Origin of the sequence: uncultured Azonexus sp. (assembly GCF_937982035.1) — a bacterium.
In the GTDB taxonomy this organism is placed as follows: domain Bacteria; phylum Pseudomonadota; class Gammaproteobacteria; order Burkholderiales; family Rhodocyclaceae; genus Azonexus.
Window position 1 is genome coordinate 119,055 of record NZ_CALJNI010000009.1, and the last position, 14,946, is coordinate 134,000.

A 14,946-nucleotide genomic window follows, 5' to 3' on the forward strand; every position below is an offset into this window, starting at 1 on the left:
TTTTTATCTTCCATTGCGTTGACTCCAGATGGCTAAAAATAAAAAAGGCGTCGCATCCTTGCTGCACGGGGCAGCGAGGATGGACGCCATTGTCCTGGAACCGGAACACCCGGTTCGTGCCCGGCCGCCTTTGACCGTGCTATGCCATCCTTAACGCAACGGCCGTGCCAGGTCCGAAGAAAACCCGCAAGCCATTGAATAAAATGGAGAAACAGAAGAAAACCGGGAATACGCCGAAAAAACCGCATGCACTGTTGCAGTGCAACACCCGACCAAGCTGCACAAAAAGAGGCGGGATCAGAGCAGAACGCGCGCCATGTCGATGACGTCCTTGGCCACCTTGGCCATGCTCTGGCCGCGCTCCATCGCCAGCTTGCGCATGGCGTGATAGGCGGCCTCCTCGTCGAGGTCACGGGCCTTCATCAGGATGCCCTTGGCCTTGTCGACCAGCTTGCGGTCGGACAGCTTGCGCGAAATCTCGTCGAGCTCGCGGCGCATCGCCTGCGTATCCTCGAAGCGGACGCGGGCGACATCGACAATCGGCTTGATCCGCTTCGGGTCCAGACCATCGACGATATAGGCCGAAACCCCGGCCTTGACGGCATCGCGGATCGCGCCCTGACCGTCTTCCTGGGTAAAGATGACGACCGGGCGCGGCATGTTCTTATGCACCACGGCGAGGTTCTCGAGCGTATCGCGGCTGGGACTTTCGGTGTCGATCAGGATCACATCCGGCTGCAGCTTCTCGACCTCGGCCGTCAGGTTGGCCGAATCGGCCAGAATGGCCGCCACCTGATAACCGGCGAGCGCCAGCCCGGCGCAGATTTCCGCCGCCCGGCTACGGGATTCATCGATGACCAGTACGCTTAACATGCCCGGAATCAAGCAAGCGCTGCGCCAGCTTTGCGGAGCGCGGCCTCGGCCATCGCCCGGACGACACTTTCCTCCTCGCCGATGGCGCGGTCGAGCACGAACTCGACCGTCGGCCAACGCGCCTGCATGGCGGCCAGCATTTCCGGGACTTCGCGTTTGAGATGCCCACCCTGGGCAATGAACATCGGCAGCACCACCACCTTGCGGGCGCCGCCAGCAATGGCCTCGGCCGCACAGGTCGGCAGGTCCGGGGTCATGAATTCGAGAAAGGCCAGTTCGACCGGCATCGCCGGCGCGGCAGAACGGATTGCCGCCTGCACGCGGCGCATCGGCGCCGCCCATTCCGGATCGCGGGCACCGTGGGCAAAAAGGATGATGGCTGTGGTCATGGCTTTCACTTTAGCGCAAATAGAAAACGGCGGCTGTCCGCCGGAAGGCGTATTGACAGCCGCCGTCCGCTTTGGTGCGATCAGATTGCCAGCCAGACCTCGCCGTTTTCCACCTTGACGTCGAAACGGTCACAACCGCCGACATCCGGCGCCACCGCCTGGCCGTCGGCCAGGCCGATATTCCAGCCGTGCAGCGGACAGGTCACGCGCTCGCCATGGACCAGGCCTTGCGACAGCGGTCCGCCCTTGTGCGGGCATTTGTCGTGCAGCGCGAAGACCTTGTCGTCGCTGGTGCGGAAAATGGCGATGTCGCCGCCCTTGGGCGGGCGGACGATGCGCGACCCCAGTGCCGGGATGTCTTCCAGTTTGCAGATCAGTTTCCAGTGGCTCATTTCATGTTCCTTTCGTGTGCGTCAGGCAGCGACCGTGATCGGGATGAATTGCTTGAGCGGCTGCGCTTCGCGCGAGGTCGACCAGGGGTCCTTGGCGTCCTTCAAGGCAGCGACCAGGCCCGCGTAGAGCGTGCGCCGGCCGTCCTCGTCCTCGACGATGCGGCCCTTGACGTAATCCAGACCGACGCGTTCCAGCCAATGACAGGTGCGCTCCAGGTACCAGGCTTCCTGGCGGTAGAGTTCGAGGAAGGCACCGGAATACTCCATGACCTCCTCGTCCGACTTCACCTTGCACAGGAACTGGGCAACTTCGGTCTTGATCCCGCCGTTACCGCCGACGTAAAGCTCGTAGCCGGAATCGACGCCGATCACGCCGACGTCCTTGATGCCGGCTTCGGCGCAGTTGCGCGGGCAGCCGGAGACGGCCAGCTTGACCTTGTGCGGGGCGTACATGTCGAACAGCATCTTTTCCAGCTTGACCCCCATGTCCATCGCCAGTTGCGTGCCGAAGCGGCAGTGTTCGGCGCCGACGCAGGTCTTCACGGTGCGGATCGACTTGCCGTAGGCATGGCCGGAAACCATGCCGGCAGCGTTGAGGTCGGCCCACACGGCGGGTAGGTCCTCCTTCTTGATGCCGAGCAGGTCGATGCGCTGGCCGCCGGTAACCTTCACCGTCGGCACCTGGTATTTCTCGGCAACATCGGCAATCGCGCGCAGTTCGGCCGGCGTCGTCAGCCCCCCCCACATCCGCGGCACCACCGAATAGGTGCCGTCCTTCTGGATGTTGGCGTGCGAGCGCTCGTTGATCAGCCGCGACTGCGGGTCATCCTTGGCTTCGTGCGGCCAGGTCGAGATCAGGTAGTAATTGATCGCCGGCCGGCATTTCTCGCAGCCGTTCGGCGTCGTCCAGCCGAGTTCGGCGAACACGGCTTCCTTGGTGGTCAGGTGTTCGTTGCGGATGGCTTCGCGCACCTTCTGGTGCGAATGCTCGGTACAGCCGCAGATCGGTTTCTTGTCCGAGGCGGCCGGCGTGTAGGCGCCGCCGATGGTCGAGGCCAGGATCTGCTCGACCAGGCCGGCGCAGGAACCGCAGGACGACGCGGCCTTGGTGTGCTTCTTGACCTCGTCGAGCGTGAACAACCCCTGTTCCTTGATCGCCTTGACGATGCTTCCCTTGGTCACCCCGTTGCAGCCGCAGACCTCGGCGCTGTCGGCCATGGCAGCGGCCTTGCTGTTGCCGGCGTGGCCGACGTCGCCGACCAGGCTCTGGCCGAAGATCAGCGAGTCGCGGATGTCGTGGATGTCGCGGGCGTCCTTGAGCAACTGGAAGTACCACGGACCGTCGGCGGTGTCGCCGTACATGACGCCACCGACCAGTTTGTTGTCCTTGATCACCAGCTTTTTGTAGACGCCGCCGTGCGGGTCGTTGAGGACGATTTCCTCGGTGTCCTTGCCGCCCATGAAGTCGCCGGCCGAGAACAGGTCGATGCCGGTGACTTTCAGTTTGGTCGAGGTCACCGAGCCGGTGTAGCGACCGATGCCGTAACCGGCCAGATGGTTGGCGGCGACCTTGGCCTGCTCGAACAGCGGCGCCACCAGGCCGTAGGCGATGCCGCGATGGCTGACGCATTCGCCGACCGCATAGATCTTCGGGTCGTAGGTCTGCATGGTGTCGTTGACGACGATGCCACGGTTGCAATAGATGCCCGATTTTTCGGCCAACGCGTAGTTCGGGCGGATGCCGGCGGCCATCACGACGAGGTCGGCGGGAATCTGCATGCCGTCCTTGAAGCGCACCGCGGCGACGCGGCCGCTCTCGCCCTGGATCAGGGCTTCGGTCTGCTTCTGCAGCAGGAATTTCAGGCCCTTGTCTTCCAACGACTGCTGCAGCATGCGCCCGGCCGTCTCGTCGAGCTGACGTTCGAGCAGCCACGGACCGATATGCACGACGGTCACGTCCATGCCGCGCAGCTTCAGGCCGTTGGCGGCTTCCAGGCCGAGCAGGCCGCCACCGATGACGACCGCGTGCTTGTGCACTTTGGCGGTGGCGATCATCTCGTCGGTGTCCTTGATGTCGCGATAGCCGATGACGCCGGGCAGGTCGTTGCCGGGAATCGGCAGCATGAACGGCGTCGAGCCGGTAGCGATGAGCAGGCGGTCGTAGGGCGCTTCGCTGCCGTCGTCGGCGATGACTTTGCGGCGGACGCGGTCGATGGCGACGACCTGCTTGCCGGTGTGCAGCGTGATGCCGTTGCTGGCATACCAGTCGAGTTCGTTGAGGACGATTTCCGCCACCGTCATCTCACCGGCCAGGACCGGCGACAGCAGGATGCGGTTGTAGTTGGGATGCGGCTCGGCGCCGAAGATCGTGATCTCGTAGTGATCCGGGGCGATCTTCAGCAGTTCTTCAATGGTGCGGACACCGGCCATGCCGTTGCCGATCAGTACCAGACGGGGTTTGCTCATGATGACGGGGCTCCAACGTTGCGCGCACCTTGCGGTGCAAAGATGTTTCAGCGCATGACGTCGTTGCCATCGGACCGCCCCCGTTGGCGGTGGATTCGCTGCTTTGCCGGGCTTGTTGCAATCCGCGTGCCAGCGGATCAAACCATTGATTAATCAGGACTTACATGAAATTCCGCGCGGCACGATGCACCATTAACGTGCCCATCTGACCAGCACAGTGCATGCACCGCTCAGTTGCCGCCCATCAACAGCCCGGTCGCCTCGACCGCGACGATGGCCTTGGCCTGGTTGAGGTCGTCGACGTAGCCGCTGGCAAACAGCAGGCAGGCCAGTTGGTTGGCAATCGGCTTGGGCAGCGGCACCTGCTTTTCCAGCACCCGCCGCGTCCACCGCGCGGTGCTCACCGCATCGCAGGCTTCGGGCAGGTTGGGTAGGCCGCGCAGGCTGTCGTGCTCGGCTTCGAACAAGGTATCGACGCTGCCGTTACGGACATATTCGAGACGCGGCCGGCGCTTCGGGTTGGCAAACGGCTCGCCTTCGGTGCCGCGCAGCAACAAGCCGCGCTGCCCACGTTCGACGAGAATGTCGCGCATCAGCGTGATGAAATCGGGGTGCGTCGCCGGCGCCACCAGCACCGCCTCACCGCGGAAGGGATTGAGCAGCTTGACCAGGCTGTGCGCACTGTTGCGCACGCCCATCCGGGCGCGCAGGGAGAGCATGTTGTGCAAGCCGGGCGCCAGCGCGGTCAGCGGCAGGAAAGCCAGGCCCTTTTCTTCGAGCGTCTGTTGCGCCTGTTGCGCCGACATCACCGGCATGTGGCCGAGCTCGCGCAGGATCTGCGCACTGGTCACCCGACCATAGCCTTCGATCAGGCCATGAACCAGCACCGGCACGCCGAAGCGCTGCAAGAGCAGCGCCAGCAGCGGCGTCAGATTGGCTTCCTTGCGCGCACCGTTGTAGCTGGGCAGGACCACCGGACGGACCCGGCCGTGCGGCATGTCGAGGCGATTCATGCGCTCGTCGATGGCAGTCAGGAAGCCGAGCATCTCGTCGCTGGACTCGCCCTTGACGCGCAGGGCGATCAGGATCGCTCCGAGTTCCAGGTCGGGAACGCCGCCGTCGAGCATCGCCGCGTAAACCTGGCGTGCCTCTTCCGGCGAGAGATCGCGCGATCCCTGGGCGCCGCGTCCGATTTCCTTGATGTATTGAGCGTAACTCACGGGTCTCCTCCGTTCGGGCCTCAGGCGGCCTCTGGATGTTGTTGTGGCTGCCGGCTCAGCATGCGCTTGATGTCCGGCATGCAGCCGCCACAGAAGGTGCCGCATTTGAGCGTATCCTGCAAGCCGGCCAGGTCGGCGCCGCCGGCAACGGCGGAAATGATCTGATCGTCGCTGACGTCGGCGCATTTGCAGACGATCTGGCGCGGCGCCAGCGATGCGGGAGGTGCCGCCGTCGGCGCCAGGGCAAAGCGCAGCAGGCTGGCATCCAGTTCGCCTTCCGCCATCGCCTGACGCAGCCAGCTCAGTGCCTGAGTTTCGCCGGCCAGACGGACGCCGAGCAACTGCCCGTCGAGGGCCACGGCTTTCTTGGCGATATGGCGCCGGGCATCGCTGAAGACGATGGCACCGGTATCGCCTGCCAGACCGAAAGTGGCATCGATGGTCTGCAACAACGCGGCCGGCATCGGTGCCGCCGTCGCCGCCCGGAAGACGACCAGCGGACTGGCGCGACCATAGAGCGAAGCGGTGGCGTAGGGAAACTCGTCGAACAGGCTGCGCGCCAGATCGAGCTGACGCAAGGCATCGTCCAGATCCGTACAGCGACGGATCACGGCCAACGGATACGCCAGGCCGCTCTTGGCGACTTCGACGGTGGTGTGCTTGAGTTCCGGCTGCTGCGACCAGGGATCGACGGCATCGCCGAGCAGCGCGTTGGCGCCGGCCCCGTTCATGAAACGGTTGCCCCAGTGCATCGGCAGCCAGATCCGGCCGCGCACCAGACCGCTACCGGCAGCAACACGCACGATGATTTCGCCGCGACGGTTGAACAAGCGAACCAGATCGCCATCCTCAAGCTGGCGATGGCGCATGTCGCAGGGATGCATCTGCAGCAGGGGTTCGTCTTCGAGATTGAACAGGCGCGGCACGATCCCGGTCCGGCTCATGCCATGCCATTGGTCGCGCATGCGCCCGGACAACAGGCTGAGCGGATAAGTCTTGTCCGCCTGTTCGGCAGTCGTCTGATGCTGGACGCCGACAAAACGTGCCCGGCCGTTGGCGGTCGGGAAGCGTCCATCTTCATAGAGACGCGTCCGCCCGGCCGTCGCCCCTTGCGGAAACGGCCACTGCTGCGGCCCCTGCTGTTCGAGCAAGGCATAGCTCAGGCCGGTGATGTCGAGATCGCGGCCGGCGGTCGACGCGCGATGTTCATTGAAGATTTCCTCGACACTGGCGTAAGGGAAAAGACGATCGACGGCCGCGTGATCGAGCTTGCGCCCCAGGCGCCGCGCGAAGTCGATGACGATCTGCCAGTCGTGGCGAGCTTCGCCGACCGGTGGTACGGCCGCCTGGACGCGCGTGATGCGGCGCTCGGAGTTGGTCACCGTGCCGTGCTTCTCGCCCCAGCCGGTCGCCGGCAGCAACAGGTCGGCATAGGCGGCGGTATCGGTATCGGCAAAGCACTCCTGGAGCACGACGAATTCGGCATTGGCCAGTCCGGCACGAACCGCCGCCTGATGCGGCAGGGATTGCGCGGGATTGGTACAGGCGATCCAGACCGCCTTGATCTCGCCGCTGGCCAGCGCCTTGAACAGGTCGACTGCCGCCTTGCCGGGCTTTTCCGGAACCTCCGGGATTCCCCACAAGGCCGCCACCTCGGCGCGGTGCTGCGGATTCGCCAGGTCACGATGCGCCGACAGCAGATTGGCCAGCCCGCCGACCTCGCGACCGCCCATGGCATTCGGCTGCCCGGTCAGTGAGAAGGGGCCGGCGCCGGCCTTGCCGATCTGGCCGCAAGCCAGGTGCAACTGGATCAACGCAGCATTGTTGTGCGTACCGTGCGCCGACTGGTTGAGCCCCTGGCAGTAAAGCGACAACGCCGGTCCCCGGGTGGCAAACCAGCGCGCCGCGCGAACGATGTCGCTGGCCGGAATCCCGCACAATTCGGCGACCCGCATCGGGGTATAGTCGGCGACGATGGCGGCCTGTTCGGCGAAGCCCTCGGTATGTTCGGCGATATAAGTCTCGTCGATCAGTCCTTCGCCGATCATCACATGGAACATGCCGTTGAACAGGGCGATGTCGCTGCCCGGCTTGATCGGCAGATGGAGGTCGGCAATGGCCGCGCTTTCGGTGCGGCGCGGATCGACGACGATGACCTTCAGATCCGGATTGGCCGCCCGCGCATCCTCGATGCGGCGAAAGACGATGGGGTGGGCAATGGCCGGATTGGCACCGGCGATCAGGATCACGCCGGCCTGGGCGATGTCGTCGTAACAACTCGGCGGCGCATCGGCACCCAGCGTCTGCTTGTAGCCCGCCACGGCCGACGACATGCACAGGCGCGAATTGGTATCGACGTTGTTGGTCCCGATCAGGCCCTTGGCCAGCTTGTTGAAAACGTAGTAATCCTCGGTCATCAACTGGCCGGAGATATAGAAGGCAACGGCATCCGGGCCATGCGTGCGGATGATCTGCGCAAAACGCTCGCTGGCATGGTCCAGCGCATCGTCCCAGGCCAGTCGCTGCGGCGCTGCGCCGCGTAGCGGGCGTAGCGCCGGGTTAACCAGGCGATTGGCGGTGCCGGCGGTCAGGTGCAGGGACGCACCCTTGGTACACAAGCGGCCGTGGTTGGCCGGATGTTCCGGATCGCCTCGTACATCGGTGATGACACCGCCTTCCGTACGGATCAGCATGCCGCAACCGACGCCGCAGTAACAACAGGTGGATTTGACTTCCTGGCTCATGATCTTCCTTCCGGTCGTGCATTGAGCAACAGGCGTGCCATCCATAATAATCAATGGGTTGCAATAAAAAAAGGGAAAACCCGATGCAGGTTTTCCCTTTTTTGGTGCATCCCGGGGATGCCGTGTCCTTATTTGACGCGTTGCAGCTTCGGCCGCCCGCCTTCAGGGCGTGACGGCGATGGCGGTTCGTCTTCGGGGACTTCGTCCACCGGCACAGCTTCTTCGTCCTCGTCAAACGGGAAAGCCTCATCGCCGACCTCGAAAGCCATGCCGGCCCCGTTCTCGCGAGCGTAGATCGCCGAAACCTGGCCCACCGGCACCGACAGTTCGCGGGCGACACCACCGAAGCGGGCCTGGAACTCGATCAGTTCGTTCCCCATCTGCAACTTGTTGGTTGCATCCGGGCCGAGATTGAGCACGATCTGGCCGTCGCGGACGAACTCACGCGGCACCTGGGTGCGCGCATCGACCTGGACCGCGATGTAGGGCGTAAAGCCGTTGTCGCAGCACCACTCCCAGATGGCGCGCAACAGATAGGGCTTGGTGGACGGCAGTTCCATCTTACTTGCGCATGGCCTTTTCCGACGGCGTCAGCGCGTCGATGAAGCCCTGGCGGCTGAAGATGCGCTCGGCGTACTTCATCAGCGGTGCCGCGGCCTTGCCGAGGTCGATGCCGTAGTGGTCCAGACGCCACAGCAACGGGGCGATGGCAACGTCGAGCATGGAGAACTCATCACCCAGCATGAACTTCTGCTTGTTGAAGATGGGCACGATCTCGGTCAGGCGTGCCTTGATTTCCTGGCGTGCCTTGTCGGCGGTCTTGCCGTTCTTCTCGATGATTTCCATGTGCGAGAAGATTTCGCGCTCCATGCCGATCAGCAACTGGCGCGCGCGCGCGCGCATGATCGGATCGGCCGGCATCAACTGCGGATGCGGGAAACGCTCGTCGATGTATTCGTTGATGATGTTCGGCTCGAACAGCACCAGGTCGCGTTCGGCCAGCACCGGCACGCGGCCGTGCGGGTTGATGGCGGCCATTTCGTCGGCCTTGGAGAACAGATCGACGTCGATCACCTGGAAGTCCATGCCCTTTTCGAACAGGACGATACGGCAACGGTGACTGAAGGGGCAGGTTGTGCCCGAATAGAGGTTCATCATGTTTAGCAACCCTCAAAATGAGATTCGGCATCGGGGGCAGACCAAGGTCTAACCCACGATGCCGTCAGCCGATCCGGGAAGGATCAGTGAATGTCTTTCCAGTATTCCTTCTTCAGGGCGTAAGCCACCACGAAGAGCAGCGCCAGGAAGGCCAGCACGAAGATGCCGAGCGTCTTGCGGTACTCTTGCTGCGGTTCGCCCATCCAGACCATGAAGCCGACCAGGTCGGAAACCGCCTTGTCGTATTCCGCCGGGCTCATCTTGCCGGGAACGGCCAGTTCGAGCTTGTGGGTTTCCGGGTTCATCACCTGGGTGCCCTGCAGTTCCCACAGCACATGCGGCATGCCGACAGCTTCGAACGCAACGTTGTTCCAGCCGGTCGGACGCTTGTTGTCCTGATAGAAGGTACGCAGATAGGTGTACAACCAGTCGGCACCGCCACCAGGATTTCCAATCCACCCGCGAGCACGGGCGATGATGGTCAGATCCGGCGGCATTGCGCCGAACCACTGCTTCTGCTCATCATGACGCGCAGCAACCATCATCAGGTCACCGATCTTGTCGCTGGTGAACATCAGGTTTTCCTTGACCTGTTGTTCGGTCAGGCCAAGATCCATCAGGTTCTTGTAGCGCATGTACGAAGCGCTGTGGCAGTTCATGCAGTAATTGACGAACAGCTTGGCACCGTTCTGCAACGCTGCCTTGTCGCTCACCGAACCGGGCCACTTGTCGAGCGGCACGTTGGCGCCGGCTGCGAAAGCCAGGACCGGTGCGAAGAGCAATGCGATCAGAAATTTTTTCATTTTATGCATCCTCTCACTTCGTCGTCACGCGTTCGGGAACCGGCTTGTACTTATCCATCCGGGACCACCAGGGCATGGCGAGGAAGAAGCCGAAATAGAACACCGTACAAATCTGCGAGACCAGTTCACCCATGGCCGACGGAGCCTGGGTACCCAGATAACCGAGGATGAGGAAGCAGATCACGAACAGGGTGATCATCACCTTGGTGATCGGGCCGCGATAGCGGATCGAACGTACCGGGCTACGATCGAGCCACGGCAGGAAGGCGAAGATCACGACCGAGGCGCCCATGGCGACCACACCCCAGAACTTGGCATCAAGACCGAAGAAGTTCCAGACGATGGCACGCAGGATCGAGTAGTACGGGGTGAAGTACCAGACCGGCGCGATATGCGGCGGCGTCTTAAGCGGATCGGCCGGATAGAAGTTCGGCGTTTCCAGGAACAGGCCGCCACCTTCCGGCGCGAAGAACATGATCGCGCTGAAAGCCATCAGGAAGACGACCACACCGACGATGTCCTTGACCGTGTAGTACGGATGGAACGGGATACCGTCGAGCGGAATGCCCTTCTCGTCTTTCTTTTCCTTGATGTCGATACCGTCCGGGTTGTTCGAGCCGGTTTCGTGCAGCGCCAGAATGTGCGCGGCAACCAGACCGATCAGCACCAGCGGGAAGGCGATCACGTGGAAGGAGAAGAAGCGGTTCAGGGTCGCATCGCCAACGACGAAGTCGCCGCGGATCAGGATCGACAGATCGTTACCGACCACTGGAATGGCACCGAACAGGTTCACGATGACCTGGGCACCCCAGTACGACATCTGGCCCCACGGGAGCAGGTAACCGAAGAAAGCTTCGCCCATCAGCACCAGGAAGATGCCGACGCCGAACAGCCAGGTCAGCTCGCGCGGCTTGCGGTACGAACCGTAGATCAGGCCACGGAACATGTGCAGATAGACCACGATGAAGAAGGCCGAGGCACCGGTCGAGTGCATGTAGCGGATCAGCCAGCCACCCGGCACGTCGCGCATGATGTATTCGACCGAGGCGAAGGCGACCGGCACACCGGCGGCGTTCAGCGAGGCATCCGGCTTGTAGTGCATGACCAGGAAGATGCCGGTAACGATCTGGATGACCAGAACCAGCAGGGCCAGCGAGCCGAAGAAATACCAGAAGTTGAAGTTCTTCGGTGCGTAGTATTCGGAAAGGTGACCCTTCCACATCGAGGTTGCCGGGAAACGGGCATCAACCCATTCCAGCACGTTGCCGGCCAGCGAGCCGTCCGACTTGTACTTTTCGAAATTTCCACCAGCCATGGTCATGCCCCCTTCTTGTCTTCGCCAACCAGAATACGGGTATCGCTCAGATACGCGTGCGGCGGCACTTCGAGATTGGTCGGTGCAGGCTTCGCCTTGAACACGCGGCCGGCGAAGTCGAACGTCGAACCGTGGCAGGGGCACAGGAAGCCGCCCAGCCAGTCGGCGGTCATGCCTTCTTCGGCACCGGCCTTGAACTTCGAGGTGGGCGAGCAACCCAGGTGGGTACAGATACCGACGACGACCAGCAGGTTTTCCTTGATCGAACGGGTCGGGTTGGCAGCGTAATCAGGCTGCTGCGACTTCACCTCGGAATTCGGGTCGGCCATCTGGTCGGCCAGCTTGGGCAGCGTATCGAGCATTTCCTGGGTCCGATTGATAATCCAGACCGGCTTGCCGCGCCATTCGACGGTGATCATCTGACCGGATTCCAGCTTGCTGATATCGACTTCGACCGGTGCGCCTGCTGCCTTGGCACGTTCGGACGGAAGCAAACTGGACACGAACGGCACGAGCGCGGCAACCGCGCCCACACCGCCCACGGCTGCGGTTGCGACGACTAGACGCCGCCGGCCGCAGTCCACTTTCCCTTGATTGCTCATAACGCTGACCCCTGAAGGAATTGAATGGGTTTAAAAACAAACGCTAAATTATACGCCAATGGAACCCCCGATAAAAGCCGCTGTCGCAATCAGGACGTACCCAGAACCTTGCGTTCGCGCAAAGCCTGCGCCAGCGTTCCGGCGTCGACGTACTCAAGTTCGCCGCCCACGGGCACCCCGCGAGCGATCCGGGTGACGTTGATATCGCGCGCCTTGAGCATGGCCATGATGTAATGCGCCGTCGCTTCGCCTTCATTGGTGTAGTTGGTCGCCAGGATCACTTCACGCACCTGGCCGTCGCAGGCCCGGGCCAGCAGGCGTTCGAGCGCGAGATCGCGCGGGCCGATGCCATCCATGGGCGAAATCCGGCCCATCAGGACGTAATAGAGCCCCTGATAGGCCTGAGTCTGCTCCATCATGTTCATGTCGACCGGCGTCTCGACCACGCACAGCAGGCTGGGATCGCGCCGTGGCGAAGCACAGCGCTCGCAGATATCGAGTTCGGTGAAGGTGTTGCAGCGCTGACAGTGACGAATCGCCTGCAGGGCATGCTGAATCGCATCACCCAGCCGGGCCGCCCCGGCCCGGTCGTGCTGCATCAGGTGGTAGGCCAGCCGCTGGGCGGACTTGGGGCCGATCCCCGGCAGACAGCGCAGGGCCTCGATCAGGGCCTCAAGTCCGCTGGGATTCACGTCAGAACGGCAGCTTGAAACCCGGCGGCAGATTCATGCCGGCGGTGAAGCCGGACATCTTTTCCTGGCTCAGGGCTTCGCCCTTGCGCGCAGCATCGTTCATCGCGGCCGCGATCAGGTCTTCGAGCATCTCCCGGTCGTCCATCACCGAAGGATCGATGGAAACGCGACGCACATCGTGCGCGCAGGTCATCACCACCTTGACCATGCCGGCACCGGCCTGGCCTTCGACTTCGGTCTGCGCCAGCTGCTCCTGCGCCTTCTTCATGTTTTCCTGCATCATCTGGGCCTGCTTCATCAGGCCGCCCAAACCGCCCTTAATCATGTGCTGCTCCGTCAATCAATGGGTTTAATGGAAGATTTCACAATGGATGCATCCAGCGAGGAAATCGCCTCCTGGACGAACAGATCCTGTTCAATGGCCGCTTCGGCGTCGGCCTGACGTGCCTGCCGCTGCCGCCCCGCCTGTTCGGCCGGCGTTTCGGACGACGGATCGCCCAGTTCGATTTTCAGCACCAGCGGCCGACCGAAATATTCGCTCAAGGCCTGTTGCAAACGCTCGGGCGCCGGCTTCATCTGCAGGTGCCCCTTCGTCGAGGGCAAGCGCAACAGACAACGTGCTTCCTCAAGCGCCCGCAATTCGCAATTCAGCGCCAGCTCCTTGGCCAAGCCACTCAGCGCCAGACGGGCAACCGTGGCATTCCAGTCATCGCCACCATCATCCGCAAACGGGCTCGGCGCGGGAGCCGCTCGCTCGGCAACCGGTGCCGGCGGCATGACTGCGGCCGCCGGCGCCTTGGCAGCGGGGGCAGACACCGCCGCCGGCCGCGGTGTTGCGCGAACCGTATCCAGCATTTCCGGCACACCGCGTGGCCGGAAAGCATGCAGCCGCAGCAGGGTCATCAGGAATCCGGCATGCTCGTCCGGCGCCAGGCCCAGTTCGGCGCGGCCGAGATTGACGATCTGGTAGGCCAACTGGACAAACTCGGGCGACAGCATGCGCGCCAGCATGGCAATGCGTTCGCGGTCCGGGTCCTCTTCGTCAACGGCATCGGGCACGCATTGCGCCACCTGGATACGCGTCAACAACGCCGCAAGTTCCTGCAGCGCACTGGCAAAGGAGAGGCTGCGCACCGCCAGCGTCGACGCGACCTGCAGCAAAGCCGAGGCATTACCTTCGTGCAGCGCTTCCAGTATCGAAAACAGATGATCCTGGTCAACGCTGCCCAACATGACCCGGACCTGCGCCTCTTCCACCCGCCCGGCACCATGCGCGATGGCCTGGTCGAGCAGGGACAGCGAATCGCGCATGCTACCCCCGGCCGAACGGGCAATCAGGGCCAAGGCCCCATGATCGAACGGTATGTCCTCGGCTTGCAGGATGTTCGCCAGATGACCGGAGATGGCCGGCGCCGGCATCTGCTTGAGGTTGAACTGCAGGCAGCGTGACAGGACGGTAACCGGAATCTTCTGTGGATCGGTCGTCGCCAAGATGAACTTGACGTGCTCCGGCGGCTCCTCCAGCGTCTTCAGCATGGCATTGAAGGCAGAGGTCGACAGCATGTGCACTTCGTCGATCACGTAAACCTTGAATCGGCCGCGCGTCGGCGCGTAGATCGCGTTTTCGAGCAACTGACGCATTTCGTCGACACGGGTATTGGTTGCCGCATCGACTTCCAGCAGATCGACAAAACGCCCGGCGTCGATTTCCTGACAGGCCGAGCACTTGCCGCAAGGCGTGGCGGTAATGCCGGTTTCGCAATTCAGGGATTTGGCCAGGATGCGCGCGATGGTGGTCTTGCCGACCCCACGTGTGCCGGTGAACAGGTAAGCATGGTGCAAACGCTGTTCGGACAAGGCATGCGTCAACGCCCGAACCACATGTTCCTGGCCGACGAGTGTCGAAAAATTGCGCGGTCGCCACTTGCGGGCGAGAACCTGGTAACTCATGCGCCCCACACCAAAGCAAAAATGAAAGTGGCGAGCCTAACCCCCGGCACTTGCAGTTAATGGCTGTGGCTGCTTCCTTCCGGACCTGACCAGGTTCACCACACTACAATGCGGGGAGACCCGCCGGTGCGAATTCTAGCACAGAGCGCCTTCGCCGCCCCGAGGATCGACAACTAAATTCCCCGTGCTTTCGTCGTTCGCAAACGCAAAAACCCCCTCAGTGTTTTCTGAGGGGGTTTTGGTATTGGGTAGCCTGGCGGTGACCTACTTTCGCGAGCGGAAGCTCACTATCATTGGCGCTCATCTGTTTCACGGTCCTGTTCGGGAAGGGAAGGGGTGGGT

General features: G+C 62.6%; 14 protein-coding genes and 1 other RNA gene. All 15 read right to left on the minus strand.

Features of this window, described 5'->3' with window-relative positions; translation table 11 throughout:
• Window positions 1-297: 297 nt before the first annotated feature.
• The 15 genes from Q0799_RS08160 to ffs all read right to left on the minus strand — a co-directional run bounded on the left by Q0799_RS08160 (window position 298) and on the right by ffs (window position 14,729).
• Window positions 298-873, minus strand: coding sequence for an ANTAR domain-containing protein (locus tag Q0799_RS08160; RefSeq protein ID WP_298396872.1), 576 nt, complete (start codon window positions 871-873; stop codon window positions 298-300).
• Between the two features lie 8 nt (window positions 874-881).
• Window positions 882-1,262, minus strand: a complete 381-nt coding sequence (locus tag Q0799_RS08165) for a CbiX/SirB N-terminal domain-containing protein (protein WP_298396875.1) — start codon at window positions 1,260-1,262, stop codon at window positions 882-884.
• A gap of 80 nt (window positions 1,263-1,342) precedes the next feature.
• A complete protein-coding gene (nirD, locus tag Q0799_RS08170) occupies window positions 1,343-1,654 on the minus strand; it encodes a nitrite reductase small subunit NirD (RefSeq protein WP_298396878.1) in 312 nt (103 codons plus the stop codon).
• A gap of 21 nt (window positions 1,655-1,675) precedes the next feature.
• Window positions 1,676-4,120 (minus strand): nitrite reductase large subunit NirB, encoded by a 2,445-nt coding sequence (nirB, locus tag Q0799_RS08175; RefSeq protein ID WP_298396881.1) that lies wholly within the window; start codon window positions 4,118-4,120, stop codon window positions 1,676-1,678.
• A 230-nt stretch (window positions 4,121-4,350) separates the two neighbouring features.
• Entirely contained in the window at window positions 4,351-5,340 is a 990-nt protein-coding gene (gene ybiB, locus Q0799_RS08180; RefSeq protein ID WP_298396884.1) for a DNA-binding protein YbiB, read from the minus strand.
• 20 nt (window positions 5,341-5,360) lie between these two features.
• On the minus strand, window positions 5,361-8,084 hold the full coding sequence (locus Q0799_RS08185; RefSeq protein WP_298396886.1) for a nitrate reductase: 2,724 nt from the start codon (window positions 8,082-8,084) through the stop codon (window positions 5,361-5,363).
• A 128-nt stretch (window positions 8,085-8,212) separates the two neighbouring features.
• Complete coding sequence (locus Q0799_RS08190) at window positions 8,213-8,644, minus strand: ClpXP protease specificity-enhancing factor (RefSeq protein ID WP_298396889.1); 432 nt, start codon at window positions 8,642-8,644, stop codon at window positions 8,213-8,215.
• Between the two features lies 1 nt (window position 8,645).
• Complete coding sequence (locus Q0799_RS08195) at window positions 8,646-9,242, minus strand: glutathione S-transferase N-terminal domain-containing protein (protein WP_028996252.1); 597 nt, start codon at window positions 9,240-9,242, stop codon at window positions 8,646-8,648.
• An 83-nt stretch (window positions 9,243-9,325) separates the two neighbouring features.
• Entirely contained in the window at window positions 9,326-10,045 is a 720-nt protein-coding gene (locus Q0799_RS08200) for a cytochrome c1 (protein ID WP_298396893.1), read from the minus strand.
• A gap of 13 nt (window positions 10,046-10,058) precedes the next feature.
• The gene (locus Q0799_RS08205) at window positions 10,059-11,360 is read right to left on the minus strand and encodes a cytochrome b N-terminal domain-containing protein (RefSeq protein ID WP_298396916.1); all 1,302 of its coding nucleotides are present in this window, start codon (window positions 11,358-11,360) and stop codon (window positions 10,059-10,061) included.
• A gap of 2 nt (window positions 11,361-11,362) precedes the next feature.
• Entirely contained in the window at window positions 11,363-11,962 is a 600-nt protein-coding gene (petA, locus tag Q0799_RS08210) for a ubiquinol-cytochrome c reductase iron-sulfur subunit (protein WP_298396896.1), read from the minus strand.
• Between the two features lie 89 nt (window positions 11,963-12,051).
• Complete coding sequence (recR, locus tag Q0799_RS08215) at window positions 12,052-12,654, minus strand: recombination mediator RecR (RefSeq protein WP_298396899.1); 603 nt, start codon at window positions 12,652-12,654, stop codon at window positions 12,052-12,054.
• 1 nt (window position 12,655) lies between these two features.
• The gene (locus Q0799_RS08220) at window positions 12,656-12,979 is read right to left on the minus strand and encodes a YbaB/EbfC family nucleoid-associated protein (protein WP_298396902.1); all 324 of its coding nucleotides are present in this window, start codon (window positions 12,977-12,979) and stop codon (window positions 12,656-12,658) included.
• 11 nt (window positions 12,980-12,990) lie between these two features.
• A complete protein-coding gene (gene dnaX, locus Q0799_RS08225; RefSeq protein ID WP_298396905.1) occupies window positions 12,991-14,604 on the minus strand; it encodes a DNA polymerase III subunit gamma/tau in 1,614 nt (537 codons plus the stop codon).
• A 26-nt stretch (window positions 14,605-14,630) separates the two neighbouring features.
• Window positions 14,631-14,729: signal recognition particle sRNA small type (gene ffs / locus Q0799_RS08230), an RNA gene on the minus strand.
• Window positions 14,730-14,946 lie beyond the last annotated feature (217 nt).

Bases quoted from the DNA above. Each gene is read 5' to 3' on its own strand.
- dnaX (WP_298396905.1), bottom strand. From the start codon at position 14,604: ATGAGTTACCAGGTTCTCGCCCGCAAGTGGCGACCGCGCAATTTTTCG.
- petA (WP_298396896.1), bottom strand. From the start codon at position 11,962: ATGAGCAATCAAGGGAAAGTGGACTGCGGCCGGCGGCGTCTAGTCGTC.
- Q0799_RS08190 (WP_298396889.1), bottom strand. From the start codon at position 8,644: ATGGAACTGCCGTCCACCAAGCCCTATCTGTTGCGCGCCATCTGGGAG.
- Q0799_RS08220 (WP_298396902.1), bottom strand. From the start codon at position 12,979: ATGATTAAGGGCGGTTTGGGCGGCCTGATGAAGCAGGCCCAGATGATG.
- Q0799_RS08205 (WP_298396916.1), bottom strand. From the start codon at position 11,360: ATGGCTGGTGGAAATTTCGAAAAGTACAAGTCGGACGGCTCGCTGGCC.
- Q0799_RS08160 (WP_298396872.1), bottom strand. From the start codon at position 873: ATGTTAAGCGTACTGGTCATCGATGAATCCCGTAGCCGGGCGGCGGAA.
- Q0799_RS08200 (WP_298396893.1), bottom strand. From the start codon at position 10,045: ATGAAAAAATTTCTGATCGCATTGCTCTTCGCACCGGTCCTGGCTTTC.
- Q0799_RS08165 (WP_298396875.1), bottom strand. From the start codon at position 1,262: ATGACCACAGCCATCATCCTTTTTGCCCACGGTGCCCGCGATCCGGAA.
- nirD (WP_298396878.1), bottom strand. From the start codon at position 1,654: ATGAGCCACTGGAAACTGATCTGCAAACTGGAAGACATCCCGGCACTG.
- Q0799_RS08185 (WP_298396886.1), bottom strand. From the start codon at position 8,084: ATGAGCCAGGAAGTCAAATCCACCTGTTGTTACTGCGGCGTCGGTTGC.
- Q0799_RS08195 (WP_028996252.1), bottom strand. From the start codon at position 9,242: ATGATGAACCTCTATTCGGGCACAACCTGCCCCTTCAGTCACCGTTGC.
- nirB (WP_298396881.1), bottom strand. From the start codon at position 4,120: ATGAGCAAACCCCGTCTGGTACTGATCGGCAACGGCATGGCCGGTGTC.